The sequence below is a fragment of the Caulobacter sp. FG7 genome (assembly GCF_057808875.1).
Window position 1 is genome coordinate 27,457 of record NZ_JBMDIW010000015.1, and the last position, 25,990, is coordinate 53,446.

At 68.1% G+C, this 25,990-nt stretch carries 21 protein-coding genes and 1 pseudogene; 12 read left to right on the plus strand and 10 right to left on the minus strand.

All coding sequences use genetic code 11. The annotated features are described in order from the left end of the window. Entirely contained in the window at window positions 1–681 is a 681-nt protein-coding gene (locus ACODR1_RS13785) for a fumarylacetoacetate hydrolase family protein (protein WP_488880948.1), read from the minus strand. 170 nt (window positions 682–851) lie between these two features. Here ACODR1_RS13785 and ACODR1_RS13790 point away from each other — a divergent pair, with 170 nt between their 5' ends. The 3 genes and pseudogenes from ACODR1_RS13790 to ACODR1_RS13800 all read left to right on the plus strand — a co-directional run. After that, window positions 852–1,730 (plus strand): ABC transporter ATP-binding protein, encoded by an 879-nt coding sequence (locus tag ACODR1_RS13790; RefSeq protein ID WP_488880949.1) that lies wholly within the window; start codon window positions 852–854, stop codon window positions 1,728–1,730. A gap of 13 nt (window positions 1,731–1,743) precedes the next feature. Then, a complete protein-coding gene (locus tag ACODR1_RS13795) occupies window positions 1,744–5,346 on the plus strand; it encodes an ABC transporter permease/M1 family aminopeptidase (protein ID WP_488880950.1) in 3,603 nt (1,200 codons plus the stop codon). A 7-nt stretch (window positions 5,347–5,353) separates the two neighbouring features. After that, window positions 5,354–5,479: pseudogene (locus tag ACODR1_RS13800) on the plus strand (hypothetical protein); the annotation flags it as partial. Between the two features lie 71 nt (window positions 5,480–5,550). On the opposite strand, the gene ACODR1_RS13805 reads toward ACODR1_RS13800, so the two are convergent. Beyond that, entirely contained in the window at window positions 5,551–6,144 is a 594-nt protein-coding gene (locus ACODR1_RS13805) for a DUF4142 domain-containing protein (RefSeq protein ID WP_488880951.1), read from the minus strand. Window positions 6,145–6,260: 116 nt separating this feature from the next. Here ACODR1_RS13805 and ACODR1_RS13810 point away from each other — a divergent pair, with 116 nt between their 5' ends. Beyond that, window positions 6,261–7,457 carry a CaiB/BaiF CoA transferase family protein gene (locus ACODR1_RS13810; RefSeq protein ID WP_488880952.1) on the plus strand — a complete coding sequence of 399 codons (1,197 nt, stop codon included), beginning with the start codon at window positions 6,261–6,263 and terminating at the stop codon, window positions 7,455–7,457. A 143-nt stretch (window positions 7,458–7,600) separates the two neighbouring features. Here the strand turns inward: ACODR1_RS13810 and ACODR1_RS13815 are convergent, their stop codons facing one another. Then, window positions 7,601–8,653 (minus strand): aldo/keto reductase, encoded by a 1,053-nt coding sequence (locus ACODR1_RS13815; protein WP_488880953.1) that lies wholly within the window; start codon window positions 8,651–8,653, stop codon window positions 7,601–7,603. A gap of 196 nt (window positions 8,654–8,849) precedes the next feature. On the opposite strand from ACODR1_RS13815, the gene ACODR1_RS13820 reads away from it, so the two are divergent. Then, complete coding sequence (locus tag ACODR1_RS13820; protein ID WP_101720337.1) at window positions 8,850–9,596, plus strand: Bax inhibitor-1/YccA family protein; 747 nt, start codon at window positions 8,850–8,852, stop codon at window positions 9,594–9,596. 76 nt (window positions 9,597–9,672) lie between these two features. Here the strand turns inward: ACODR1_RS13820 and ACODR1_RS13825 are convergent, their stop codons facing one another. The 3 genes from ACODR1_RS13825 to acnA form a co-directional block, all read right to left on the minus strand. Beyond that, a complete protein-coding gene (locus ACODR1_RS13825) occupies window positions 9,673–10,002 on the minus strand; it encodes a DUF2794 domain-containing protein (RefSeq protein WP_101720338.1) in 330 nt (109 codons plus the stop codon). A gap of 656 nt (window positions 10,003–10,658) precedes the next feature. Next, window positions 10,659–11,369, minus strand: a complete 711-nt coding sequence (locus ACODR1_RS13830) for a DUF1223 domain-containing protein (protein WP_488880954.1) — start codon at window positions 11,367–11,369, stop codon at window positions 10,659–10,661. 184 nt (window positions 11,370–11,553) lie between these two features. Beyond that, complete coding sequence (acnA, locus tag ACODR1_RS13835; RefSeq protein WP_488880955.1) at window positions 11,554–14,241, minus strand: aconitate hydratase AcnA; 2,688 nt, start codon at window positions 14,239–14,241, stop codon at window positions 11,554–11,556. A 181-nt stretch (window positions 14,242–14,422) separates the two neighbouring features. On the opposite strand from acnA, the gene ccmA reads away from it, so the two are divergent. From ccmA to ACODR1_RS13860, 5 genes are all read left to right on the plus strand, one after another. After that, on the plus strand, window positions 14,423–15,040 hold the full coding sequence (ccmA, locus tag ACODR1_RS13840) for a heme ABC exporter ATP-binding protein CcmA (RefSeq protein WP_488880956.1): 618 nt from the start codon (window positions 14,423–14,425) through the stop codon (window positions 15,038–15,040). Then, window positions 15,037–15,702, plus strand: a complete 666-nt coding sequence (ccmB, locus tag ACODR1_RS13845; protein ID WP_488880957.1) for a heme exporter protein CcmB — start codon at window positions 15,037–15,039, stop codon at window positions 15,700–15,702. The genes ccmA and ccmB overlap by 4 nt, the downstream gene beginning before the upstream one ends. 152 nt (window positions 15,703–15,854) lie before the next feature. Continuing rightward, on the plus strand, window positions 15,855–16,973 hold the full coding sequence (locus ACODR1_RS13850) for an HlyD family secretion protein (RefSeq protein WP_488880958.1): 1,119 nt from the start codon (window positions 15,855–15,857) through the stop codon (window positions 16,971–16,973). A 12-nt stretch (window positions 16,974–16,985) separates the two neighbouring features. Then, on the plus strand, window positions 16,986–18,581 hold the full coding sequence (locus ACODR1_RS13855; protein ID WP_488880959.1) for a DHA2 family efflux MFS transporter permease subunit: 1,596 nt from the start codon (window positions 16,986–16,988) through the stop codon (window positions 18,579–18,581). Then, a complete protein-coding gene (locus ACODR1_RS13860) occupies window positions 18,581–19,189 on the plus strand; it encodes a TetR/AcrR family transcriptional regulator (RefSeq protein ID WP_488880960.1) in 609 nt (202 codons plus the stop codon). The genes ACODR1_RS13855 and ACODR1_RS13860 overlap by 1 nt, the downstream gene beginning before the upstream one ends. A gap of 180 nt (window positions 19,190–19,369) precedes the next feature. On the opposite strand, the gene ACODR1_RS13865 is transcribed toward ACODR1_RS13860, so the two are convergent. From ACODR1_RS13865 to ACODR1_RS13880, 4 genes are all read right to left on the minus strand, one after another. After that, window positions 19,370–20,185 (minus strand): enoyl-ACP reductase FabI, encoded by an 816-nt coding sequence (locus ACODR1_RS13865; protein WP_277794455.1) that lies wholly within the window; start codon window positions 20,183–20,185, stop codon window positions 19,370–19,372. 86 nt (window positions 20,186–20,271) lie between these two features. Continuing rightward, the gene (gene fabB / locus ACODR1_RS13870) at window positions 20,272–21,486 is read right to left on the minus strand and encodes a beta-ketoacyl-ACP synthase I (protein WP_488880961.1); all 1,215 of its coding nucleotides are present in this window, start codon (window positions 21,484–21,486) and stop codon (window positions 20,272–20,274) included. 69 nt (window positions 21,487–21,555) lie between these two features. After that, entirely contained in the window at window positions 21,556–22,071 is a 516-nt protein-coding gene (gene fabA / locus ACODR1_RS13875) for a 3-hydroxyacyl-[acyl-carrier-protein] dehydratase FabA (protein WP_488880962.1), read from the minus strand. An 86-nt stretch (window positions 22,072–22,157) separates the two neighbouring features. Beyond that, window positions 22,158–22,697 carry an SH3 domain-containing protein gene (locus ACODR1_RS13880; protein WP_488880963.1) on the minus strand — a complete coding sequence of 180 codons (540 nt, stop codon included), beginning with the start codon at window positions 22,695–22,697 and terminating at the stop codon, window positions 22,158–22,160. Between the two features lie 73 nt (window positions 22,698–22,770). Between ACODR1_RS13880 and ACODR1_RS13885 the strand changes: the two genes are divergently transcribed. Then, on the plus strand, window positions 22,771–23,757 hold the full coding sequence (locus tag ACODR1_RS13885) for a 2-hydroxyacid dehydrogenase (RefSeq protein ID WP_101720352.1): 987 nt from the start codon (window positions 22,771–22,773) through the stop codon (window positions 23,755–23,757). A gap of 120 nt (window positions 23,758–23,877) precedes the next feature. Beyond that, window positions 23,878–25,956 carry an alpha/beta hydrolase family protein gene (locus ACODR1_RS13890; protein WP_488880964.1) on the plus strand — a complete coding sequence of 693 codons (2,079 nt, stop codon included), beginning with the start codon at window positions 23,878–23,880 and terminating at the stop codon, window positions 25,954–25,956. Window positions 25,957–25,990 lie beyond the last annotated feature (34 nt).

The window sequence follows — 25,990 nt, forward strand, 5'->3', positions numbered from 1 at the left end:
CTAGACCAGGGTGAAGGCCAGGGCGCCGACGCCGTCGACCTCGCCGGCGATCTCGTCGCCCTTGACCACCGCGGCGACGCCCTCGGGCGTGCCGGTGAAGATCAGGTCGCCGGCCGCCAGGGTCCACAGCTTGCTGGCCTCGGCGATGATCTCGGGGATGTTCCAGATCATGTCGGACACGAGGCCCGTCTGGCGCTGCACGCCGTTGACGGTCAGCCAGATGGCGCCGTCGAACGTGGCCTCGGCCGCCGGGCGAATGGCCGAGATCGGGGCCGAGAAGTCGAAGGCCTTGCCCGCTTCCCACGGGTGGCCCTTGGCCTTGGCCGCGCCTTGCAGGTCGCGGCGGGTGAGGTCGACGCCCACGGCGTAGCCGAACACGTGGTCCAGGGCGTCGTCGACGGCGATGTTCGCCCCGCCCGACTTCAGCGCCACCACCAGCTCGATCTCGTGGTGCAGGTCGGCCGTGCGCGGCGGATAGGGCACTTCGTTCATCAGCGGCGCGATCGCGTCGGCCGGCTTGGCGAAGAAGAACGGCGGATCGCGCTCGTCGCCGCCCATCTCGGCGCGGTGGGCGGCGTAGTTGCGGCCCACGCACAGGATGCGGCGAACGGGGAAGACCGCCTCGGATCCTTCCACCGGAACCGAAGGCTGGACGGGCGGGGGAAAGGCGTAGGTCGTCATGGCCGCCTGCTTAGACCCAAAACCGCCCGACCGGAACCCCGCCGGAAAAGCAGCGTCTTGGTCGGGAACCGGGTCGCCTAAACGTTCTTTCACTTGCCCAGCCTCTCGCCGTCTTGTCATGTCGGGTTGGGGACTGTTGGCGTTAACAAGACCGGGGGCCGCGAGTACCGATGCTGATCATCGAAAACCTGACGCACGTTTATGGCAACGGCGTGCGCGCCCTGGACGAGGTCAGCCTGACCATACCGCGGGGGATGTACGGCCTGCTCGGTCCCAACGGCGCCGGCAAGTCCACCCTGATGCGCACCATCGCCACTCTGCAGGCCCCCACCTCGGGCCACATCCGCTTCGGCGACATCGACGTGCTGAAGGACCCCGAGGCCCTGCGCCGCGTGCTGGGCTACCTGCCGCAGGACTTCGGCGTCTATCCGCGGGTCAGCGCCTACGACATGCTCGACCACATGGCGGTGCTGAAGGGCATCGCCGGGCGCAAGGAACGCAAGGACACCGTCGAGAGCCTGCTGGCCCAGGTCAACCTCTGGAACGTGCGAGGCAAGGCCATCGCCGGCTTCTCGGGCGGCATGCGCCAGCGCTTCGGCATCGCCCAGGCCCTGATCGGCGACCCGCGCCTGATCATCGTCGACGAGCCCACCGCCGGCCTCGACCCCGAAGAGCGCAACCGCTTCCTCAACCTCCTGGCCGAGATCGGCGAGAACGTGGTGGTGATCCTGTCGACGCACATCGTCGAGGACGTCTCCGACCTCTGCCCGGCCATGGCCATCATCTGCGACGGCCGCATCGTGCGCGAAGGCGCCCCGGCCGACCTGATCGCCCAGCTCGAAGGCCGCATCTGGAAGAAGACCATCGACAAGGCCGAGCTGGAGGACGCCAAGGCGGCCCACCAGGTGATCTCGACCCGCCTGCTGGGCGGCCGCACCATCATCCACGTCCTGGCCGACCAGGACCCCGGCGCGGGCTTTGCGCCCGTCACCGGCGGTCTCGAGGACGTCTATTTCTCGACCCTCGCCACCACCCGCTGCGCGGCGTAAGGGGGCAGGCGCCATGTTCGGCAAGATCGCGAGCTTCGAGCTCCGCTACCAGCTGCGTTCCCCGGTGTTCTGGGTGGTCGCCGTCCTGTTCTTCCTGCTGACCTTCGGGTCGGTGACCATCGAGCAGATCTCGATCGGCGGCGGCGGGACGATCCACAAGAACGCCCCGTTCGCCATCGCCCAGACCCACCTGATCCTGTCGATCTTCTACATGTTCGTGACGACGGCCTTCGTGGCCAACGTCATCGTGCGCGACGACGAGACGGGCTATGGCCCGATCCTGCGCACCACCCGCATCCGCAAGTTCGACTATCTGTACGGCCGCTTCACCGGCGCCTTCCTGGCCGCCGCGATCTCGTTCCTGGCCGTGCCCCTGGCCATGCTGATCGGCTCGTTCATGCCGTGGATCGACCCCGAGAAGCTGGGTCCGAACCTGCTGAACGCCTATGTCTACGCCTACTTCGTGCTAGCCCTGCCGACGCTGCTGCTGACCTCGGCGCTGTTCTTCGCCCTGGCCACCGTCACCCGCTCGATGATGTGGACCTATGTCGGCGTGATCGGCTTCCTGGTGCTGTGGGTCGTAGCCGGCATCGCGCTGGACAAGCCCGAGTTCGAGCAGGCCGCGGCCCTGTGGGAGCCGATGGGCACCGGCGCCTTCAGCCTGGCGACCAAGTATTGGACCGCCAACGAGCGCAACACCATCACCCCCGCCCTGACCGGCGCCCTGCTGTTCAACCGGGTGTTCGTGATCGCGCTGGCGGGCGGCCTGCTGGCGGCCGCCTACGGCCTCTTCCGCTTCCAGGCCGCCGAACTGGCCGGCCGCAAGGGCGAGAAGTCCAAGACCGCCCTGCCCCCGCCGGTCGAAATCCTGCCGCCGGCCCCCAAGCCCCTGGCCCAGCCGCGCCACGACCGCACCACCGCCTGGATCCAGTTCGTCGCCCGCACCCGCCTCGACATGGGCCAGGTGTTCAAGAGCCCGGCCTTCTTCGTGCTGCTGGCGCTGGGCCTGTTCAACGCCGCCGGCTCGCTGTGGTTCGCCACCGATGCGGACGGCTACGGCGGCCAGATCTACCCGGTGACCCGCGCCCTGCTGGCGCCGCTGCTGGGCTCGTTCAGCCTGATCCCGATGATCATCGCCATCTACTACGCCGGCGAGCTGGTCTGGCGGGAACGCGAGCGCCGCACCCACGAGATCATCGACTCCACCCCGGTCGGCGACTGGGCCTTCACCGCCCCGAAGATCGCCGCCATCGCCCTGGTGCTGCTGTCGACCCTGCTGGTCAGCGTGGTCGCCGGCGTCGTCAGCCAGATGGGCCACGGCTACTTCCGGCTGGAACTCGACAAGTACCTGTTGTGGTACGTGCTGCCGCAGGCCGTCGACTGGGTCCTGCTGGCCGTGCTGGCCGTGTTCCTGCAGGTGCTGAGCCCGCACAAGTTCATCGGCTGGGGCCTGATGGTGGTCTATGTCGTCACCCAGGTGACGTTCTCGAACCTCGGCTTCCAGCACAATCTCTACAACTACGGCGGCTCGCCGGGCATGCCGTTCTCGGACATGAACCGCCTGGGCGCCTTCTGGATCGGGGCCTGGTGGTTCCGCGCCTACTGGAGCGCCTTCGCCGTGCTGCTGGCGGTGCTGTCCTACGCCCTGTGGCGCCGCGGGACCGAGACCCGGCTGCTGCCGCGCCTGCGCCGCCTGCCCCGTCGCCTGCGCGGCGCCAACGGCCTGGCGTTCGGCGTCGTCTTCCTGGCCTTCGCCGGCCTGGGAAGCTTCATCTTCGTCAACACCAACGTCTGGAACGAATACCGCACCAACCTCGACGACGAGCGCTGGACGGCGGACATGGAAAAGGCGCTGCTGCGCTACGAGACCGCGCCCCAGCCCAAGATCACCGGCATGAAGCTGGACGTCGACCTCTATCCGGGCGAGCCCCGGGCGGTGACCCGCGGCGCCTATGTCATCCAGAACAAGACCGGCGCGCCACTGAAGGAGATCCACGTCCGCTTCGACCGCGACCTGGCCGTGCGGGCCCTGTCGATCGAGGGCGCGCGTCCCAAGCAGACCTTCGAGCGCTTCAACTACCGGATCTTCGCCTTCGACACCCCGCTGGCGCCGGGCGAGACCCGCCGGATGAGCTTCATCACCGAGCGCAGCCAGAAGGGCTTCAAGAACAGCGACAACGAGCGCCGCGTGGTCGCCAACGGCACCTTCCTCAACAATATGGAGATCGCGCCGATCCTGGGCATGAGCCGCGACGGCCTGCTGCAGGACCGCGCCAAGCGCCGCAAGTACGGCCTGCCGCCCGAGCTGCGGATGGCCAAGCTGGGCGACGTGGCCAGCCGCCAGTTCAACGGCCTGCGCAAGGACGCCGACTTCGTCACCTCCGACATCACCGTCACCACCGACGCCGACCAGACGCCGATCGCGCCGGGCAGCAAGGCTTCGGAGCGGGTGTGGAAGTCGGGGAACCTGGAGCGCCGCACCGTGCGCTTCGTCGCCGACGCGCCGATCCTGCCGTTCCTGTCGATCCAGTCGGCCCGCTACGCGGTCTCGCGCGAGACCTACAAGGGCATCGACCTGGCGGTCTATTACGACCCGCAGCACGCCTGGAACATCGACCGCATGCGCGGGTCGATGAAGGCCTCGCTCGACTATTACCAGGAGCAGTTCAGCCCCTATCAGTTCAAGCAGCTGCGCTTCCAGGAATTCCCCGCCTACGCCGACTTCGCCCAGGCCTTCGCCGGCACCATCCCGTGGTCGGAGAGCATGTTCTTCATCGCCGACTACCGCGATCCCGAGAAGATCGACATGGTCACCTATGTCGGCGCGCACGAGATCGGCCACCAATGGTGGGCCCACCAGGTGCTGGGCGCCGACCAGCAGGGCTCGACCATGCTGTCGGAGACCTTCGCCCAGTATTCGGCCCTGATGGTCATGAAGCGGATGTACGGCGAGGCCCAGATCCGCAAGTTCCTGAAGTTCGAGCTCAACAGCTACCTGCGTTCGCGCGGCGGCGACGTGCTCGAGGAGCAGCCTCTGGCCCGGGTCGAGAACCAGGGCTACATCCACTACCGCAAGGGCTCGCTGGTCATGTACCGGCTGCAGCATGAGGTGGGCGAGGAGACGGTCAACCGGGTGCTGCGCAAGCTGATCGCCGACCACGGCTTCAAGGGCGCGCCCTACCCGACCACGCTCGATTTTCTGCGGATCCTCCGCGCCGAGGTCGGTCCCGACAAGCAGGCCCTGGTCACCGACCTGTTCGAGAAGATCACGCTCTATGACCTGAAGACCAAGAGCGCGACCGTGAAGAAGCGGGCCGACGGCCGGTACGACGTCAAGCTCGTGGTCGAGGCCAAGAAGATGTACGCCGACGGCCGGGGCAAGGAGACGGACGCGGCCCTCAACGAAGTGCTGGACGTGGGCCTGTTCACCGCCGAGCCCGGCAAGAAGGGCTTCGAGCAGAAGGACGTCGTGGCCATGGAGCGCCGCCCGATCCGCAGCGGGACCCAGACCCTGACCTTCGTCACCAAGGTCGCCCCGCGCTTCGCCGGCGTCGACCCGTACAACTTCGTCATCGACCGCAACGGCGACGACAACGTCGTGAAGGCGGCGGATTAGGAAATAACTCCTCCCCCGTGAAACGGGGGAGGGGGACCGCGAAGTGGTGGAGGGGGCGGCGGCGCGCACCGCGTTCCGTCCCTCGCCCCCTCCGTCACGCCGCGTATCCGCGGCGCGCCACCTCCCCCGCTAAATGCATGAAACCCAAAGAAAAACCCCCGGCCTCCCGGCCGGGGGTTTTCCATGTCAGGCGTCTTGCGAGCCTTACTTCATGCCGTTCTTCAGGCCCTCGGCCATGTTCAGGTGCTCCTGGATCTTCGGCGCGGTCTCGGCGGCGAAGGTCTTGATGGCGGCGTTGTCGCCGTCCTGGGCGTAACGCTGGAACAGGTTCAGCGCGGCCTGGTGAGCGTCGACCTGGTCGTCGGCATACTCCTTGTCGAAGTCCTTGGCGTCGGCCTTGTTCAGGTCGTCGAGCTTGCCTTGCAGGTCGTCTGGCAGGGCCGCCGGCAGGGTGAAGGTCGCGCCCGAGGCGGCGATGGCGGCCTTCAGGCCCTGGCTGGTGGCGGTGTGGGCGTCGATCATCGCCTGGGCGAACTTCTTCACGTCGGCGTTGGTCGAGCGCTTCAGCGCGATCTTGGCCGACTCGATCTCGAAGGTGTCGCCCGCGGCGGCCTTGGCCGAGAAGTCCGGAGCCTTGGCCTCGTCGGCCATGGTCGGGACGGTGGCGGCGGGGTTGGCGTCCGGGGTCGCGGCCTGCTCGGCGGGGGTCGCGGCGCCCTTGGTCTCGTCCTTCTGGCCGCAGGCGGCGAGGCTGAGAGCGGCGAAAGCGGCGCCGACGATGAGAATCTTGCGGGTCATGGCTGTCTTTCCCTGCGCGTTGTTCTGGTGGAAGAAGGTCGGCGTCGCGCGTCGCCGTGTGGCAGGAAGAAGGTTCACGGCCGCGTGATGGTTCCGTGATCGGGGAGAGGAACAAAATGACCCAAGGGCCGTTGGCGGGCGTCCGCGTCATCGAGATGGGCCAGCTGATCGCCGGTCCGTTCTGCGGCCAGGTGCTGGGTGACTTCGGCGCCGAGGTCATCAAGCTGGAAGACCCGAGGACCGGCGACCCGATGCGCCAGTGGGGACGCTCCAAGCCCAAGGGCCTGTCGCCCTGGTGGCCGGTCATCGGCCGCAACAAGAAGTCGGTCACCGTCGACCTGCGCACCGACGAGGGCCGCGCCATCGCGCGTGACCTGATCGCCACGGCCGACGTCGTGGTCGAGAACTTCCGTCCCGGCACGCTGGAGAAGTGGGGCCTGGGCTACGACGCCCTGGCCAAGACCAATCCCGGCCTGGTGATGGCCCGCGTCTCGGGCTTCGGCCAGACCGGCCCCTACGCCAAGCGGGCCGGCTACGCCCTGGTCGGCGAGGCCATGGGCGGCCTGCGCCACATCACCGGCGAGCCCGACCGCAACCCGGCCCGGGCCGGCATCTCGATCGGCGACAGCCTGTCGGGCCTGAACGCCGCCCTGGGCGTGATGATGGCCCTGCACGCCCGCCACGCCAGCGGCAAGGGCCAGGTGGTCGACGCGGCCATCTACGAGAGCGTGCTGACGGTGATGGAGAACCTGATCACCGAATACGACCTGACCGGCTACATCCGCGAGCGCTCTGGCGCGGTGCTGCCCGGCATCGCCCCGTCCAACGTCTATCCGACCAAGTCGGGCGAGCTCATCCTGATCGGCGCCAACCAGGACACCCTGTTCAAGCGTCTCTGCGACCTGATGGGCCGGCCGGACCTGGCCGATGACCCCCGCTATCGCGACCACGCCGCCCGGGGCGTCAACCAGGCCGAGCTCGACGCCCGCATCGCCGCCTGGACCCTGGACCAGGACATCGACGACCTGTTGCCGAAGCTGGAAGCCGCGGGCCTGGCCACCGGCCGCATCTACCGCGCGCCCGAAATGCTGGCCGACCCGCAGTTCCAGGCCCGCGAGTCGATCGTCTCCGTGCCCCACCCGGTGTTTGGCCAGGTGAAGATGCAGAACGCCTTTCCCCGCCTCACCGACACCCCTGGCGGCGTCCGCTGGCCAGGACCCACGCTGGGCGAGCACACCGAGGCCGTGCTGACGCAGGTAGCGGGGATGAGCGCCGAGAAGGTCGCCGAGTTGAAGGCGCGAGGGGTGGTTTAGCGTCAGAGATCCTCCCCCTCTGGGGGAGGTGGCCCGAAGGGCCGGAGGGGGGCCGTTTTCAGCTTTAGAACCGCTGGCCGATCTCTCCCCCCACGATCGCTTCGCGATCGCCTCCCCCACAGGGGGGAGGTCCCTGGCTCAGATCACGGGCAAGGATTCGGCCGCGCCGCGTGGATGGCGTTGACCACCTTTTCCAGTTCGTCGGTCCATTCCACGTCGAAGGCGTCGATGTCGGTCTTCAGCTGGTCCATGCTGGTCGCGCCGATGATCGTGGCGGTGACGAACGGGCGGGCGTCGACGAACTTCAGGGCCAGCTGGGCCGGATCCAGGCCGTTCTGGCGGGCCAGATCCACATAGGCCGTGAAGGCCTCGATCGCGCCGGGACCCTCATAGCGCTGCATGCGGTTGTAGAGCGCCTTGCGCGAGCCCTCGGGCAGGTTTCCGCCCAGGTACTTGCCGGTCAGCTGGCCCTGGGCCAGCGGCGAATAGGCCAGGAGGCCCACCTGCTCGCGCATGGCGATCTCGGCCAGGCCGTATTCGAACACCCGGTTAGCCAGGTGATAGGCGTTCTGGATCGAGGCGATGCGCGGCAGGCCACGGCTTTCGCTCTCGGCCAGGAACTTCATCACGCCCCACGGAAACTCGTTGGAGACGCCGAGCGCCCGGATCGAGCCCTTCTTCACGTGGGCGTCCAGCGCTTCCAGGATGTCGCCGAAGCGCGCGTAGTCGTCGTCATAGTCCTTGTAGGTCTGGCCGCCGAACACCCGCACGGCGCGGTCGGGCCAGTGCAGTTGGTAGAGGTCGAGATAGTCGGTCTGGAGGCGCTTCAGCGAGCCTTCCACGGCCTCGTCGATCTGGGCCTTGGTCTGGCGGGTGCTGGCGCCGTCGGCGCGCATCCACGGCAGGCCGCCGAAGGCCGAGCCGCGCCCGGCCACCTTCGAGGCCAGGACGATGTCCTTGCGACGCCCCGTCTTGGCCAGCCAGCTGCCGATGTAGCGCTCGGTGCTGCCTTGCGTCTCGGCCGTGGGCGGGCTGGCGTACATCTCGGCCGTGTCCCAGAAGGTGACCCCCCGGCCCAGGGCGTAGTCCATCTGGGCGTGGGCCTCTTCCTCGCTGTTCTGCGAGCCCCAGGTCATGGTGCCCAGGCAGCAGCGCGAGACCTGGATGCCGGTGCGGCCGAGTTCGACGTAGTCCATGAAGTCCCCTGCTTGGCTTTGCCCGCCTATTTAGGACGTCGCGCGCACAAGGCGAACCCAAACCTCGGCCAGCCAGACACACTTTGATACATCCGCGCGCCCATCGTCTTCCCGCTTGAAGCCTTGCGTAGAAGGCCATTCGATCCGATATTTCACACGTGTCCCCTCGGGGACGTTGGAATAAGGGTTTCTTTCGATGAACGACTTCAACCGCGACTATGCGCGCACGATCCCGGCGGATCGCGTCGACATGTCGGTTGACGCCGGGCTGCGCACCTTCATGCTCGGCGTCTACAACAAGGTGGCGCTGGGCCTGCTGCTGTCGGCCGCCCTCGCCTGGACGACCAGCTCGTTCCCGCCCGTGCGCGACCTGCTGTTCCAGGTGAACGGCAACCGCGTGGGCTACACGCTCCTGGGCATGGTCATCGCCTTCGCCCCGCTGGGCATCCTGCTGTTCTCGAGCTTCGTCATGAAGTCGATCAACCCGCGCACCGCGGGCGTGATCTACTGGTCGATCGTGTCGCTGATCGGCGCGTCGCTCGGCACCGTGGTGCTGATGTATACCGGCGGCAGCGTGGCCTCGACCTTCCTGATCACGGCGACCGCCTTCGGCGCGCTCAGCCTGTTCGGCTACACCACCAAGAAGGATCTGACCGGCTTCGGCAGCTTCCTGATCATCGGTCTGGTGGGCCTGATCCTGGCCTCGATCGTGTCGATCTTCTTCCCGTCGGGCCCGCTGGTCTTCGCGATCAACGCCATCGGCGTGCTGATCTTCGCCGGCCTGATCGCCTACGACACGCAGAACCTGAAGATGACCTACTACCAGGTCGGCGGCGACGCGGCCGCCAAGTCGGTGGCCACCAACTACGGCGCGCTGAACCTGTACCTGGACTTCATCAACCTGTTCCGCTTCCTGCTGTTCTTCCTGGGCGACCGCCGCTAAGGCGCCTTCCAGGCACAAACGACGAAGCCCCGGTGGATCGCTCCGCCGGGGCTTTTTCGTGGGCGTTGGCGGTCGTTCAGTCGACGACCTTGAACTTGCCCTTGTCGAACAGCCGCAGCACCTGGGCCAGGTCGTGTCCGCGCTTGAGCACCATGCCGGCCTGGCCGCGCACCAGCCACTGGCCCTGCTTGCGGGCCAGTTCGGGCCACTTCTCGACGCGATAGAGCGGGGCCTCGGCGGCGTGGCGAAAGATCGAGAAGGCCGCGTGGTCGCTCGCGCCGCCCATGCCGTAGTCGCGCCACTCGCCGGCCGCGACCATCCGGCCGTAGAGGCGCAGGAGCTGGTCGATCTCGCGCCGCTCGAAGAACACGACGCCGCCGACGGGAGGGGAAACGTCCAGGGCCATGGACGAATCCTAACCCCAAATCAGGCGTCTAAGCGAGCGTCGCAGATCCGCAACATCGTTCGACGAAGCGACAAGCCAAGCTGGGCCAGGCCACGAAATGACCTTGTTTCGGTCGTTCGCCCGCCCGGTTCGAGGGCGAAAAAGTCAGTGTCGGCTGATCGGAGACCCCACGGTCCAGGATCCTGAACAGCCCCCCCAGCCCCCCTTGATCGCGGGCCGGTCGGCCGACAGACCAAATCAAGAGAACCCCTCTCTTAACTGCAGAGCCCGCGTGGAGCCCCCTCCCACGCGGGCTTTTCGCATTTCGGGTCTCGGCTTGCGGAACTGCAAAGATCGCCACAGAGGCGCCCCACCCGGTCGCGAAACGACCCTGATCGCGCCCTTCGCCGGCCGCGCGGCGGCTCGATAGTCTCATGGTCGGTCGATCGGAACGCCTCGCGGTCCGGGATCCTGAACAGCCCCTCCAGCCCACCGGCTCGCGGGCGCCCCGTTCGACCGGCGCGTATCTTCTATCCCCTCCCCTAAAGACCCCGCTTCGCCGATCATCCCCTAAGGCGAGGCGGGGTTTCTTTTGCGTGGAGCGTCACTGGGTCTTGCGCCTCTGAGGTCAGTTCGCCGCTCTAACCGTCATCCCGGAGAGCTGACGAGAATTGGCCCTACCGGCTCTTGCCGCCGGGGGGCAGCACGCCCAGCACCCGGCCGCCCTTGGCGCCCTGGACGATGATGGCGGTGGCCAGGTCGTCGTCCTTGGCCAGCGCGGGCAGGCGGTACATCTTCGGACGACCGGTCCAGGCGCCGATCTTGACGATCTCGCGCACCACGTTGCGGTGGACGATGGTCTGGCCGCGGTTGTCGCCGCGCTTGACGGCGATCTCCTGCTTGCGCGGATCAAAGCGCACCAGCCACACCTCGGCCCCGCCGCGCGGGGCCGCGCCCGAACCGACGGCGACGCGGCCCGTCCCGACGAACTCCATGTCAGGAGCCGGCGGCAGGTGGGCGGTCTCGATCAGCTTCTCGACGGTTTCGGCCTTGGCGCCCGAGGCCTGCACCTTGCCGGCCACCACCACCTGGGGGGTGGGCACGTCACGCAGGGCGAAGGCCTTGGCGTAGGTACGCTGGCGTTCGACGAAGGCCGGCTTGGCGAAGGTGTCCTTCCAGCCGAGATAGTCCCAGTAGTCGACCGAGTAGGTCAGGGCCAGCACGTCGTCGCGCTCGGCGAGCTCGGCGGCCGCCTGGTTGGCCTTGCCGCAGGACGAACAGCCCTGGGCGGTGAACAGCTCGACCAGCACGGGCGACTTGGCCGCGGCCGGGGCGGCGACGAGGCTCGTGAGGACGAGGGAGACAAGAGAGATCAAGGCCGTACGCATGTGCGGCGCACTTAAGCCAAGAAAGCGCTGCGTCGCCCCTCACGAGGCCGTGAAATGGCCGCTTCGGCGCCAGGAAATCCACACGACAACGATGTCGGCCTCCCGACGCACCCTCGCACGAACGAAAACGGCCGGCCCCAGGGGGACCGGCCGTCTCGTATTCAACGTCCGAAGACGTCGCTGCTTAGTCGGCCTTGGCCAGGTTACGCAGCACGTAGTTCAGGACGCCGCCGTTCTTGAAGTATTCGAGTTCGGTCGGCGTATCGATGCGGCAGCGCACCGGGAAGCGGGCGATGCGGCCGTCGGTCGGACGGTAGAGCTCGACGATCAGCTGCTTGCGCGGGGCCAGATCCGTCAGGCCACGGATCGAGACCAGCTCTTCGCCGGTCAGCTCCAGCTTCTGCCAGCCGTCCTGGATGAACTGCAGCGGCAGCACGCCCATGCCGACCAGGTTCGAGCGGTGGATGCGCTCGAAGCTCTCGGTGATCACCGCGCGGACGCCCAGGAGCTTGGTGCCCTTGGCGGCCCAGTCACGCGACGAGCCGGTGCCGTATTCCTTGCCGGCGAACACGACGGCCGGACGGCCTTCGGCCTGGTACTTCATGGCCGCGTCGTAGATCGGCATCACTTCGCCCGAGGGGAAGTGCTTGGTCACGCCGCCTTCGATCTCCGGGGTGATCTTGTTGCGGATGCGGATGTTGGCGAAGGTGCCGCGCATCATGACTTCGTGGTTGCCGCGGCGCGCGCCGTAGCCGTTGAAGTCGATCGGCTCGACGCCGTTGTTGACCAGGTACTGGCCAGCCGGGCTCGAGGTCTTGATCGAACCGGCCGGGCTGATGTGGTCGGTCGTGATCGAGTCGCCGAACACGGCCAGGACGCGGGCTTCCACGATGTCGGTGACCGGAGCGGGGGTCATCGACATGTTCGGGAAGTAGGGCGGGTTCTGGACGTAGGTGGAGTCACCTTCCCAGGCGTAGGTCTGGCCGCCGGTGACCTTGATGCCTTGCCAGTTCTTGTCGCCCTTGAAGACGTCGCCGTAGCGGCTGGCGAACATCTTCTCGTTGATCGACTTGCGCTGCAGGGCGGCGATGTCTTCGTTCGACGGCCAGATGTCGCGCAGGAAGACGTCGTTGCCCTTCTTGTCCTTGCCGATCGGCTGGGTGTTCAGGTCGATCTTCAGCGAGCCGGCCAGGGCGTAGGCCACCACCAGCGGCGGCGAGGCCAGGTAGTTGGCGCGGACGTCCGGGTTCACGCGGCCTTCGAAGTTACGGTTGCCCGACAGCACCGAGCAGGCGACCAGGTCGTTGTCGTTGATCGTCTTGCTGATGTTTTCCGGCAACGGGCCCGAGTTGCCGATGCAGGTGGTGCAGCCGTAGCCCACGAGGTTGAAGCCCAGGGCGTCGAGGTGCTTGGTCAGGCCGGCCTTGGCCAGGTAGTCGGTGACGACCTGCGAGCCGGGGGCCAGCGAGGTCTTCACCCACGGCTTGGCCTTCAGGCCCTTGGCGACCGCGTTCTTGGCCAGCAGGCCGGCGGCGATCAGGACCGAGGGGTTGGAGGTGTTGGTGCACGAGGTGATGGCGGCGATCACCACGTCGCCGTGGCCGACGTCGAAGTCCTCGCCTTCCACCGGAGCGCGGAACTCGGGGCTTTCGGCCTTGCCGAACTCACCGACCAGCGACTCGGCGAACTTGCTCGAGGCGTCCGACAGCAGGACGCGGTCCTGCGGGCGCTTCGGGCCGGCCAGCGACGGCAGGACCGTGCCGAGGTCCAGTTCCAGGCTGTCGGTGAAGGTCGGCTCGGCGACGCCGGGCTCCCACCACAGGCCCTGTTCCTTGGCGTAGGCTTCCACCAGGGCGACGCGGTCGGCTTCGCGGCCGGTGCCCTTCAGGAAGGCCACGGTGGCGGCCGAGATCGGGAAGAAGCCGCAGGTGGCGCCGTATTCCGGAGCCATGTTGGCGATCGTCGCCTGGTCTTCCAGGGTCAGGTTGGCCAGGGCGTCGCCGTAGAATTCGACGAACTTGCCAACCACGCCCTTCTTGCGCAGCATCTGGGTGACGGTGAGCACCAGGTCGGTGGCCGTCGCGCCTTCCGGCATGGCGCCGGTCAGCTTGAAGCCGATGACTTCCGGGATCAGCATCGGGATCGGCTGGCCGAGCATGGCGGCTTCAGCTTCGATGCCGCCGACGCCCCAGCCCAGGACCGACAGGCCGTTGACCATGGTGGTGTGGCTGTCGGTGCCGACGACGGTGTCGGGGTAGGCGACTTCCGAACCGTCGACCTGGGCGGTCCAGACGGTCTGGGCCAGGTATTCCAGGTTCACCTGGTGGCAGATGCCGGTGCCGGGGGGCACGACGCGGAAGTTGTTGAAGGCCGACGAGCCCCAGCGCAGGAAGCGGTAGCGCTCGATGTTGCGCTCGTACTCGCGCTTGACGTTGGCGTCGTAGGCCTTGCTGTCACCGAAGTTGTCGACCATCACCGAGTGGTCGATGACCAGGTCGACGGGGTTCAGCGGGTTGATCTTGGCCGGGTCGGCGCCCAGGGCGACCATGGCGTCGCGCATGGCGGCCAGGTCGACGACGGCCGGAACGCCCGTGAAGTCCTGCATCAGCACGCGGGCCGGGCGGAAGCTGATCTCGTGCTCGACCGAGCCCTTGTTTTCCAGCCAGTTGGCGACGGCCTTCAGGTCGGCTTCGTTGACCGAGACGCCGTCTTCGTAACGCAGCAGGTTTTCCAGCAGCACCTTCATCGAGACGGGCAGCGAGCCCGTGCCGGCCAGACCGGCTTCCTCGGCGGCGCGAAGGCTGTAATAGACGTAGGTCTTACCGCCGACGACGAGTTCGCGGCGGGTTTTGAGGCTGTCTACAGACGCCATTTGGAAGGATCCCTTCTCTGTTCACGGCCGCCGGAAAACCACTCCCGGGATCGCGCGATCGAGGCGGACCCACAGCGTCCATCCTCGCGCCGCGTACGCCCCATCCAATGCGGAGGGTGACGGCCGAGCGCTTCTTAGCGCCGGTTACCCACAACGTCCATGCGCGCGGCATGGACTTCCAATGATGAGAGCCGTTCGCATAAAGGGTTTGAGCCTCTCGCGGGGCGAACGGACCCTGTTTTCGGGGCTCGATCTGGACCTCGAAAACGGTGACGCCGTGGCCCTGACGGGCCGCAACGGGGCGGGCAAGACCAGCCTGCTGCGAGCTGTCGCCGGCCTGCTGCGGCCCCAGGCCGGAACCATCGGTTTCGAAAGCTCCGAAGGGCGGATACTGGAGGCCGAAGCCGCCCGCGCCGACCACCTGCACCTGGCCGGCCATCACGACGGCCTGAAGAGCGCCCGCACCGCCTGGGAGGAGCTCCTGTTCCAGGCCCGCTGGACCGGCGGGACCGAGGCCTTGGCCCGCGCCGCCGTCGAGCGGCTGGAACTGGGCCGCCTGCTCGACCTGGAAGTCCGCCGCCTGTCGGCCGGCCAGCGCCGCCGCGTCTCCCTGGCCCGGCTGCTGGCCAGCCCTCGCCCCCTGTGGCTGCTGGACGAGCCGATGGCCCCGCTGGACGCCGCCCACCGCGCCGCCTTCGGCGAGATCCTGGCCGAGCACCTGGCCAAGGGCGGCATGCTGCTGGCCGCCGTGCACGACCCCCTGCCCGTCCCCGCTCATCTGGTGGAGATCGGCGCATGAGAGGGTTCGGCGTCCTTTTCCGGCGCGAGTTCGCCCTGGCCTGGGGTCGGGGCGGCGGGCCGCTGCTGGCCCTGGCCTTCTACGCCTGCGTCGTCACCCTGCTGCCGCTGGCCGCCGGCCGCGCGCCCGAGCGGCTGGCGAGCCTTGCTCCCGGCATCGCCTGGCTGGCCCTGGCGCTGGCCGCCCTGCTCTCGCTGGAGCGGCTGTTCGAGCGCGACTTCGAGGACGGGGCGCTCGACCTGATGGCTCTGGGTCCCGCCCCCCTGGAGGCGGTCGCTGCGGCGAAGTGCCTGGCCCACTGGCTGGCGGCCGGCGCGCCGCTGGCCCTGGCCGCCCCGGTTGCGGCGGTGGCCCTGGGCGCCTCGCCGGCGATCATGCCCCTGCTGTTCGTCTGCGCCCTGGCCGGGGGCCTGGCCTTCTCGTTCCTCGGCGGACTGGGGGCCGCCCTATCGCTGGGCAGCAAGCGTGGCGGCCTGCTGGTCGCCGTCATCGTCCTGCCGCTCTACGCCCCGCCGGTGATCTTCGGGGCGGGCGCGCTGGACGCCCTGACCGGCGGCCTGCCGTGGACGGGCGGCCTGCTGTTCCTGCTGGCCTACAGCGCCGCCGCCATCGCGCTCAGCCCCCTGGCCATGGCCGCGGCCTGCCGCAACGCCCTCGACTGAGGCCGGCGGACCACCCCGCTACGGGGGTTTTTGCGGCGCCGCACAATGACGCGGCGACGGCGGATTGATTTTTGGACGAAATCGTCCATTTATCCCCCGTCGCGTCCGACAGGCGAACATTGATCCGCCGGACGCCTACCTCCTTTCAGGATTTGGCCATGGCCGAGACGAAGAAGAAGAAGCTGGTTCCGCTGCTGGTGGCCGGGGTCGCCGGCGTCGCCATCCTGGCCGGCGGCGTGCTGTGGTACGTCGACAAGCAGCGCTTCGAGAGCACCGACAACGCCTTCGTCCAGGCCGACACCGTGTCGGTCAGCCCGCAGGTCACCGGCTATGTCGCCCAGGTCCTGGTCGCCGACAACCAGCGCGTCGAAGCCGGCCAGGTGCTGGCCAAGATCGATCCCTCGACCTTCCAGGCCAAGCTCGACCAGGCGATCGCCAACGCCGCCGCCCTCGACGCCGCCATCAAGGGCGTCGACGACAAGGCCATTCTCGAGCAGGCCCTGATCCAGCAGCGCCAGGCGGGCGTCGCCAGCGCCCAGGCCGACGCCGGCCGGGCCCGCGCCGACCTCGCCCGCTACGACTCCCTGGCCAAGCAGGGCTGGGTCTCGCAGCAGAAGGTCCAGACCGAGGCCGCCGGCGCCAAGCAGTCCGACGCCACCGTCGCCAGCGCCCAGGCCGCCCTCGAGGCCGAGCGCCGCACCGCCTCGGCCCTCGGCTCGGCCCGCGCCCAGACCGTGGCCCAGGCCGCCGCCGCCCACGCCGCCGTCGACCAGGCCCGCATCGACCTCGAACGCACCGTGATCCGCGCCCCCGCCGCCGGCGTCGTCGGCGCCCGCACCGTGCGCCCGGGCCAGCTGGTGCAGCCGGGCGTGGTCCTGATGTCGGTGGTGCCGCTGGGCCAGAGCTTCGTGGTCGCCAACTTCAAGGAAACCCAGGTCGCCCGCCTGCGCGTCGGCCAGCCGGTCGAGATCAAGGCCGACGCCTTCGGCAAGCAGAAGATCGTCGGCAAGGTCGACAGCTTCGCCCCCGCCACCGGCCAGGAGTTCGCCCTGATCCCGGTCGAGAACGCCGTCGGCAACTTCACCAAGATCACCCAGCGCCTGCCGGTGAAGATCGCCGTCGACCGCACCGGGGCCGGCGCGGCCCTGCGCCCTGGCCTGTCGGTCGAGGTCAAGGTCGACGTCCGCGACCGTTCGGGCGCCTCGTTTGCCGAAGCCGGCCAGGGTTCGGCGCAGGTCGCCCGCGCCTCGACCGCGACCCAGGCCCGCTAAGGGCGCGCCGTCGTGACCGACGCCGCCCTGCCCGCTTCCGCCAAGCCCGCCGCCGCCAAGACCGGGGGCGAGGTCGACTGGACCAAGCTGTTCCTCGGTTTCGGGGCCATGGTCATCGGCCAGTTCATGGCCATCCTCGACATCCAGATCGTCGCGGCCTCGCTGCCGCAGATCCAGGCGGGCGTCGGGGCCAGCGCCGACCAGGTCAGCTGGATCCAGACCGCCTACCTGATCCCCGAGGTCGTGATGATCCCGCTGTCGGGATATCTGTCGCGGCTGTGGGGCACCCAGCGTCTCTACATGGCCTCGTGCCTGGGCTTCATCCTGATGAGCGTCGCGACGGGCCTGTCCTCGTCGATCGACATGATGATCCTGACCCGGGCCCTGCAAGGCTTCATCGGCGGGGCGATGATCCCGACGGTGTTCGCCGTGGCCTTCACCGCCTTCCCGCCCGAGCGCCGGATCACCGCCAGCGTCATCATGGGCCTGATCGTCACCCTGGCCCCCACCGTCGGCCCGACCCTGGGCGGTCACCTGACCGAGTGGCTCTCCTGGCGCTGGCTGTTCTTCATCAACGTCCCGCCCGGGATCCTGGTGCTGTTCGCGGTCGCCAAGTGGGGCGACTTCGACAAGGGCGACCCGAGTCTCGCCAAGGGCTTCGACTGGTCGGGCCTGGCCTTCATGGCCGTCTTCCTGATGAGCATGCAGTACGTGCTTGAGGAAGGCGCCAAGGAGAACTGGTTCGAGGACGACCTGATCCTGGGGCTGACCGTCGTGACCGTGGTCACCGGCGTCGTCTTCATCTGGCGGCAGCTGACCTACAGGAACCCGATCGTCGAGCTGAAGGCCTTCGCCAACCGCAACTTCAGCATCGGCGTGATGATGACCGCGATCTCGGGCGCCAGCCTGTTCGGCGGCACCTTCCTGCTGCCGCAGTTCCTCAGCCGCGTGCGGGGCTATTCGGCCTCGGAAGTGGGCACGACCATGGTCGTGTCGGGCCTGTCGATGTTCGCCACCGGACCGATCGCCGGCCGCATCGTCCGCAAGGTCGATCCGCGCATCCCGATGTGCATCGGCTTCCTGCTCGCGGGCTGGGGCATGTATATGGCCCACGGCGTGACCAAAAACTGGGGTTTCTGGGAATTCGCGGGGGTCCAGGCTTGTCGGGGCGTCGGGGTCATGATCGCCATGATCGCGACCCAGCAGATCACGATGAGCACCCTGCCCCAGCACATGGTCAAGAACGCCTCCGGCCTCGTGAACCTGTCGCGCAACACCGGCGGCGCCATCGGCCTGGCGCTGCTGGCCACCAGCATCACGCAGCAGACGGCTCTCTACTTCAGCGACATGTCGTCGAAGGTGGCGAACGGCGGCGAGGCGGCGACGATGATGGCCGGCCTGGCCGCGCGCATGCAGCAGCTGGGGGTCAGCGATCCCGACGGCGCGGCCCGCAAGGCGATCGGCAACATGATGAACCAGCAGGCCACGGTGCTGGCCTTCGGCGACAGCTTCACCCTGCTGGCCTACGGCTGCTTCGTCGCCGCCGCCGTCAGCCTGCTGGCCGCCCCGCCCAAGGTCATCCCCCCGCCCCCCTCGGACGCCCACTGATGCCCAGGATCGCCGGACAGATCGACGTCGCCAAGACCGAGGCCATCCTCGACGCCGCCGTCGAGGTGATCGGCCAGCGCGGCCTCTCGGCCCCGATGGAGGAGATCGCCCGCCGGGCCGGGGTCTCCAAGCAGACCGTCTACAACCACTATGGCTCCAAGGCCGAGCTGGTGAAGGCGCTGATGGCCCGCCGCGTGGCCCGCATCACCGCCCCGCTGCGCGAACCTGGCGCCATCGACAATCCGCGCGAAGCGCTCGAGGCCTTCGCCCGCTCGATGCTGGAGACGGTGATCACCACCAACGGCTATTCGGTGCTGCGGGTGATCATCCAGGGCGCGGGCGAGATGCCGGACGTGGCCAGCGAGGTGTTCGAGGCCGGCCCCCGCCAGACCCGCCGCCAGCTGGCCGCCTTCCTTGAGACAGAAACGAAGCTTGGCCGCCTGGCCGTCGACGAACCCGAACAGGCCGCCGAGTTCTTCGCCGGCATGGTGCTGGGCCACAGCCAGCTGCGCGCCCTGCTTCGCCTGCCGTCCGACCGCACCCCCGAACAGTTCGACGCCCTGGCGGCGGCCGCGGCGGCGCGGTTCATGCGGGCCTATGCGCCCTGACCCCCTTCTCCCCTTGCGGGAGAAGGTGTCGGCGAAAGCCGACGGATGAGGGGTTTCTCAAACACAAAACGCCGCAACAGCCGATCAGCTGTCGCGGCGTTTCTGTAAGTGCGCCCCCTCACCCGACCTCGCTCCGCGAGGCCACCCTCTCCCGCAAGGGGAGAGGGATCGGGAAGGGGATCAGCCCTCGGCTTCGTCGGGCATGCCCATCATGTGGAAGCCGGCGTCGACGTGGACGACTTCGCCCGTGGTCGAGCGGCCCAGGTCCGAGACCAGCCACAGGGCGGCGCCGGCGACGCCTTCCATCGAGGTGTCTTCCTTCATGGCGCTGAAGGCGCGACCCTGGGCGATCATGCCGCGGCCGCCGGCGATGCCGGCCAGAGCCAGGGTGCGCATGGCGCCGGCCGAGATGGCGTTGACGCGGATGCCCTTGGGGCCCAGGTCGCGGGCGATGTAGCGGGTCGCCGCTTCCAGGGCGGCCTTGGCCACGCCCATGGTGTTGTAGTTCGGGATGGTCCGCTCCGACCCCAGATAGGTCATGGTGATCAGCGAGCCGCCGTTCGGCATGATCTTGGCGGCGCGCTTGGCGACGTCCACGAAGCTGAAGGCCGAGATGTTCATGGCCGTGAGGAAGCCCTCACGCGTGGTGTTGTCGACGAACGAGCCCTTCAGCTCGTCCTTGTTGGCGAAGGCCACCGAGTGGACCACGAAGTCGAGCGTGCCGAACTTCTCCTCGACGGCGGCGAAGGCCGCGTCCATCGAGGCGTCGTCGGTGACGTCGGCCGGGATCAGGGTGTTGACGCCGATGCTCTCGGCCAGCGGGCGCACGCGGCGCTCCAGCGCCTCGCCCTGGTAGGTGAAGGCCATCTCGGCGCCCTGGGCGGCCAGCTGGCTGGCGATGCCCCAGGCGATCGAGTTGTGGTTGGCCACGCCCATGACCAGGCCCTTCTTGCCCGCCATCAGCTCGCCCTTGGGGAATGCGTAGTCGTCGGCCATCGGTCGGCTCCTTGGATCTTGGATCGCTGGTTAGCAGGCGGGCTTCCGCTTCGGAACCCGCCTGCCCCGGCGTGTCTGGAAAAGGCTCAGTCGGCCTGGCCGAAGATCAGCGTGCCGTTGGTGCCGCCGAAGCCGAAGCTGTTGGACATCACCGTGTCGAGCGGCTTGTCGGCGCGCTCGCGCAGGATCGGCAGGTCGGCGAACTCCGGATCGAGGTTCTCGATGTGGGCGCTCTCGGCGGCGAAGCCGTTCTTGAGCATCAGGATCGAGTAGATCGCTTCCTGCGCGCCGGCCGCGCCCAGGCTGTGGCCCGTCAGCGACTTGGTCGACGAGATCAGCGGCGCCTTGTCGCCGAACACCTCGCGCACAGCGCCCATCTCCTTGCTGTCGCCGACCGGCGTCGAGGTGCCGTGCGGGTTCAGGTAGTCGATGGTCCGGCCGCCAGCCTGCGCCATGGCCAGCTTCATGCAGCGGGCCGCGCCCTCGCCCGACGGCGCGACCATGTCGTAGCCGTCGGAGTTGGCGGCGTAGCCGATCAGCTCGCCATAGATCTTGGCCCCGCGCGCCTTGGCGTGCTCGTATTCCTCGAGCACGACGATGCCGGCGCCGCCGGCGATCACGAAGCCGTCGCGGTCCTTGTCGTAGGCGCGGCTGGCCACTGCCGGGCGGTCGTTGAAGTTGGTGCTCATGGCGCCCATGGCGTCGAACAGGTTCGACAGGGTCCAGTCCAGCTCCTCGCAACCGCCGGCGAAGACGATGTCCTGCTTGCCCAGCTGGATCTGCTCGGCGCCCGCGCCGATGCAGTGGGCGCTGGTCGCGCAGGCCGAGCTGATCGAGTAGTTGATCCCGCGGATCTTGAACCAGGTCGACAGCACCGCCGACGGACCCGAGCTCATGGCCTTGGGCACCGCGAACGGACCGATCCGCTTGGGACCCTTTTCCTTCGTCGTGGCCGCGGCCTCGACGATGACGCGGGTGGACGGACCGCCCGAACCGACGATCAGGCCCGTGCGCTCGTTGGAGATGTCGCTCTCCTCGAGGCCGGAATCCGCGATCGCCTGTTCCATGGCGATGTGGGCGTAGGCCGTGCCGGGCGCCAGGAAGCGGGCGGCGCGGCGATCGACCAGGCCTTCCCATTCGATCCGGGGCGCAGCGTGCACCTGGCAGCGGAAGCCGAGTTCCGCGTACTCCGGCGCGGCGACCACGCCCGACTTGGCCTCGCGCAGCGAAGCCAGCACCTCGTTGGCGTTGTTGCCGATGGACGAGACGACGCCCAGTCCCGTGACGACGACGCGACGCATATCAGTACCTCTTTCTCCCCGATCGCCGGAGCCGGCTCCTTGAACAGAACGGCCGGCCTGTCGGTTGGATCAACCCGCCATCTGTTCGGCCGTGAACAGGCCGACCTTGAGGTCCTTGGTTTCGTAGATCACCTTGCCGTCGGCTTCCATGACGCCGTCGCCGATGCCCATGACCAGCTTGCGCATGATCACGCGCTTGAGGTCGATCTTGTAGACGACCTTCTTCACGTCCGGGGTCACCTGGCCGGTGAATTTCACTTCGCCCACGCCCAGGGCGCGGCCGCGACCCGGCGCGCCCGACCAGCCCAGGAAGAAGCCGACCAGCTGCCACATGGCGTCCAGGCCCAGGCACCCGGGCATGACGGGGTCGCCGATGAAGTGGCAGCCGAAGAACCAGAGGTCCGGGTTGATGTCGAATTCGGCTTCGACATAGCCCTTGCCGTACTTGCCGCCCTCGGATTCGATCCGGACGATGCGATCGAACATCAGCATCGGCGGCACGGGCAGTTGGGCGTTGCCGGGGCCGAACATTTCGCCCCGGCCGCAGGCCAGGAGCTCTTCGAAGGTGTAGGCGCTCTTTTGCATGCGAACGCCCCTAGCACGGCGCCGGGGCGGGCCTCAATGTTACATTCGGCGACAATTGGTGAGAGCGCCCCCGAAATGGGCGTAAATCAGCGTCCTTCCAGGCACTGCAGGGTCTCTCTCGCCCCCCAGATCTCGCCTTCCGGGGCCCAGCCCGACGCGCCGTCGGCCTTCAGACGGCACCAGCCCTTCTCGCACTTGTCGAGATTGGCGATCGAACGGCCGGCCAGGTAGGCGCTGATCCGCGACTCCGGCTTGGGCGAGGCGCGCAGGGGCAGGGGGCTGTCCTGCACCCGCATGGCCGTGCGCCGACCGTCGGTGGTGCGCTTGTGCACCCAGGCAAGACCGCCTTCGGGATCGCAGATCCGCCGCCACTCGCGGGTTTCGGCCACCACCTGCACCGGCAGGCCCTTGGCCTTGTAGATCCACAGCAGGCGGTGCTGCTCGTCCGGGCCCTGGCGCGCATTGACCTCGCCGTACTTCAGCACGACGTAGCGCGGCACCGGCAGGCCGGACGGCGTATTGGCCGGCGCCTGGGCCAGGGCCGGGCTCGCCGGCAGCAGGGCCGTGGCCGCGAAAGCGCCCAGCGCCAATCCGCCCAGCGAACGATGTTTGCATTTCACCGGCATGTTGCTTGGCCGCTTCCGGCCCCTTTGCTACAGATTTCGAACGCCCGTCAGGGAAAGGCTTTTCGGACCGCCCATGCCTGCCCGCAAGCTCAAAGTCGTCGTCACGCGCAAGCTGCCCGATCCGGTAGAGACGCGCATGTGCGAACTGTTCGACACCGAACTGAACCTGTCCGACAAGCCGATGACCGCCGACGAGCTGGTCGAGGCCATGGGACGGGCCGACGTACTGGTGCCGACGATCACCGATCGCATCGACTCGCGCCTTCTGTCGCGATCCGGCGAGCGGCTCAAGCTGATCGCCAACTTCGGGGCCGGGGTCGACAATATCGACGTCGCCACCGCCAACGCGCGGGGGATCATCGTCACCAACACGCCGGGCGTTCTCACCGAGGACACCGCCGACCTGACCATGACCCTGATCATGGCCGCCGCCCGCCGCGTCGTCGAAGGCGCCGAGGTGGTCAAGGCCGGCGAGTTCCAGGGCTGGTCGCCGACCTGGATGCTGGGCCGCCGCCTGTGGGGCAAGCGCCTGGGCATCGTCGGCATGGGCCGCATCGGCCAGGCCGTGGCCCGCCGCGCCAAGGCCTTCGGCATGCAGGTGCACTATCACAACCGCAAGCCGGTCAGCCCACGCATCGCCGAGGAGCTGGGCTGCACCTACTGGGAAAGCCTCGATCAGATGCTGGCCCGGATGGACATCATCTCGATCAACTGCCCGCACACCCCGGCCACCTACCACCTGCTGTCGGCCCGCAGGCTCAAGCTGCTGCGGCCGCACGCCATCGTCGTCAACACCGCCCGCGGCGAGGTCATCGACGAAGGGGCCCTGGCCAACATGCTGGCCCGGGGCGAGCTGGCGGGCGCGGGCCTGGACGTCTACGAGCACGAACCGGCCATCAATCCCAAGCTGCTGAAGCTGCCCAACGTGGTGCTGCTGCCGCACATGGGCTCTGCCACGGTCGAAGGCCGCATCGACATGGGCGAGAAGGTCATCGTCAACGTGAAGACCTTCATGGACGGCCACCGGCCGCCCGACCGCGTGATCCCCGCCATGCTGTGATCGCGGTCCGGGGCGATCGCATCTTCCAATTGCAAAGCTCGTGGAAACTCACGACTGTGAGGTCGCGGGGAAATTGAGGTCCCGCGCCTGTAGTCTCAGTGCGACCGGGGGGCCGCCGCCTTGCTTACACGCCGTTTCATGATCGCGGCCGCCTCGTCGGCGCCGCTGGCCATCGACCACGCCTTCGCCGCAGATGACAAGTCGGGCGAAAAGACGGGCGACGCGAAAAAGGCCGACGCCAAGAAGGTCGAGGCCAAGACCGACAGGGCCGTCATTGTCCCGCCCAGTGTCGACGAGCTGCTGCAGGGCGCCGAGGTGCTAGACACCGCGCTGTCGCCGGACGGCTCGCGCGTGGCCATCCTCGTGGAGCGCAAGAAGGGCGACAAGACCACCGCCCTGATCATCTTCTACGAGACCGCCGGCAGCGACGAGTCGATCAAGCCGGTGCAGCTGGGCGAGACCGTCGTCGACCAGGTGGAGTGGGCCAACGAGGAGCGCCTGCTCATCTGGGTGCGGATGACCAAGGACGCCAAGGGCCACCCCATGGGCCTCTATTTCTATGGCGAGTTCATCCCGATCCCCGTGCGCCGGATCCTGGCGATCGGCGCCGACGGCCGCGACCCGGTGGTGCTGTTCAACAACCAGAAAGGGGTGATGAAGCGGCAGTTCAATCTGGCCAACGTGGTCGACCGGATGAACACCGACCCCAAGCGGATCCTGATGCAGATCTGGGACACCGTCACCGAGTGCGAGACCCTCTATGTGGTCGACGTCTACACCGGCGAGGCTGTCCATCTCGAGCGCGGGTCTCCGTCGACCGACGGCTGGTACACCCAGAACGGCGTGCCGGTGATCCGCTACGACTCCAACGCCCGCGGCACCGTGGTCAGCGTCATGGCCCGCGCGCCCGACGAAAAGGAGTGGAAGCTCTACAAGAAGGTCCGCCGCAACGAACTGAAGAAGCTGTCGGACCTGGAGTTCGTGGCCCCGACGCCCGAGCCGGGCGTGCTGCTGATGCTGTCGACCGACGAGGGCGCCGACATGCCCACCATCCGGCGGTTCGACACCAAGTCGATGACCGTCGGCGAAGTCGTCTCGCATGACGACAAGCGGCCCATCCAGGGCGTATTCGTCGACGAAAGCTACAAGGCGCTCAGCATCTCGGTCAGCGACGACCGCAGCAACCACCGCTTCCTCGAGCCGAAGCTGGCGGCCCACTACAAGGGGATCAACGCCTACTTCGGCGACGAGTGCAACGTCAGCCCCTTCGACGTCAGCGCCGACCACAAGCGCTTCATCTTCTTCGTCAGCGGTCCGCGCCATCCGGGCGCCTTCTGGCTGTACGACCTCGACAGGAAGGACCTGCGCCTGCTGGGCGACAAGCGCCCGTGGCTGACGCAGGAGCGCCTGGCGCCGATGAAGGCCCTGCCGGTCAAGACCCGCGACGGCCAGACGATCACCGCCTACCTGACGACGCCGGTGATCGCCTCCGACAAGCCCCGGCCGATGGTGGTGCTGCCGCACGGCGGGCCCGAGGTGCGCGACACCTTGAGCTTCGACCTGTTCGCCCAGGCGCTGGCCGCCCAGGGCTGGCTGGTGCTGCAACCCAACTTCCGCGGCTCGGGCGGCTATGGCAAGGCCTTCGCCAACGCCGGCCGCAAGCATTGGGGCGACCTGATGCAGGAGGACGTCGAGGACGCCGTGGCCCAGGTGATCGCCTCGGGCGTCGCCGATCCGGCCCGCGTCGCCATCTGCGGCATCAGCTACGGCGGCTACGCGGCCTTGATGGGCGCGGTGCGCCGGCCCGAACTCTACAAGGCCGTGGTCTCGATCGCCGGCGACGCCGACCTCGTCGAGAGCCTGGCCTTCTCGCGCTCGGAAGACGGCTCGGATTCCGACGCCTACGCCTACTGGTGCAAGACGATCGGCGATCCCAAGGCCGACAAGGCCATGCTCCTCGCCGCCTCGCCTTCGGAACGCGCCGCCGAGATCCAGGCCCCGGTGCTGCTGATCCACGGCACCGAGGACACCATCGTCACGCCCAAGCAGTCGAAGATCATGGCCAAGGCCCTGAAGGCCGCCGGCCAGCCCTGCGAGCACATCGAGATGAAGGGCGTCGGCCACCGCGACTGGTCGGACGACAACTGGAAGCTGGTGCTGACCAAGTCGATCGAGCACATCCGCAAGGGGTTCGCGTAGGGCGGCGCCGGATACGAAAACCTCGCCCTTCGAC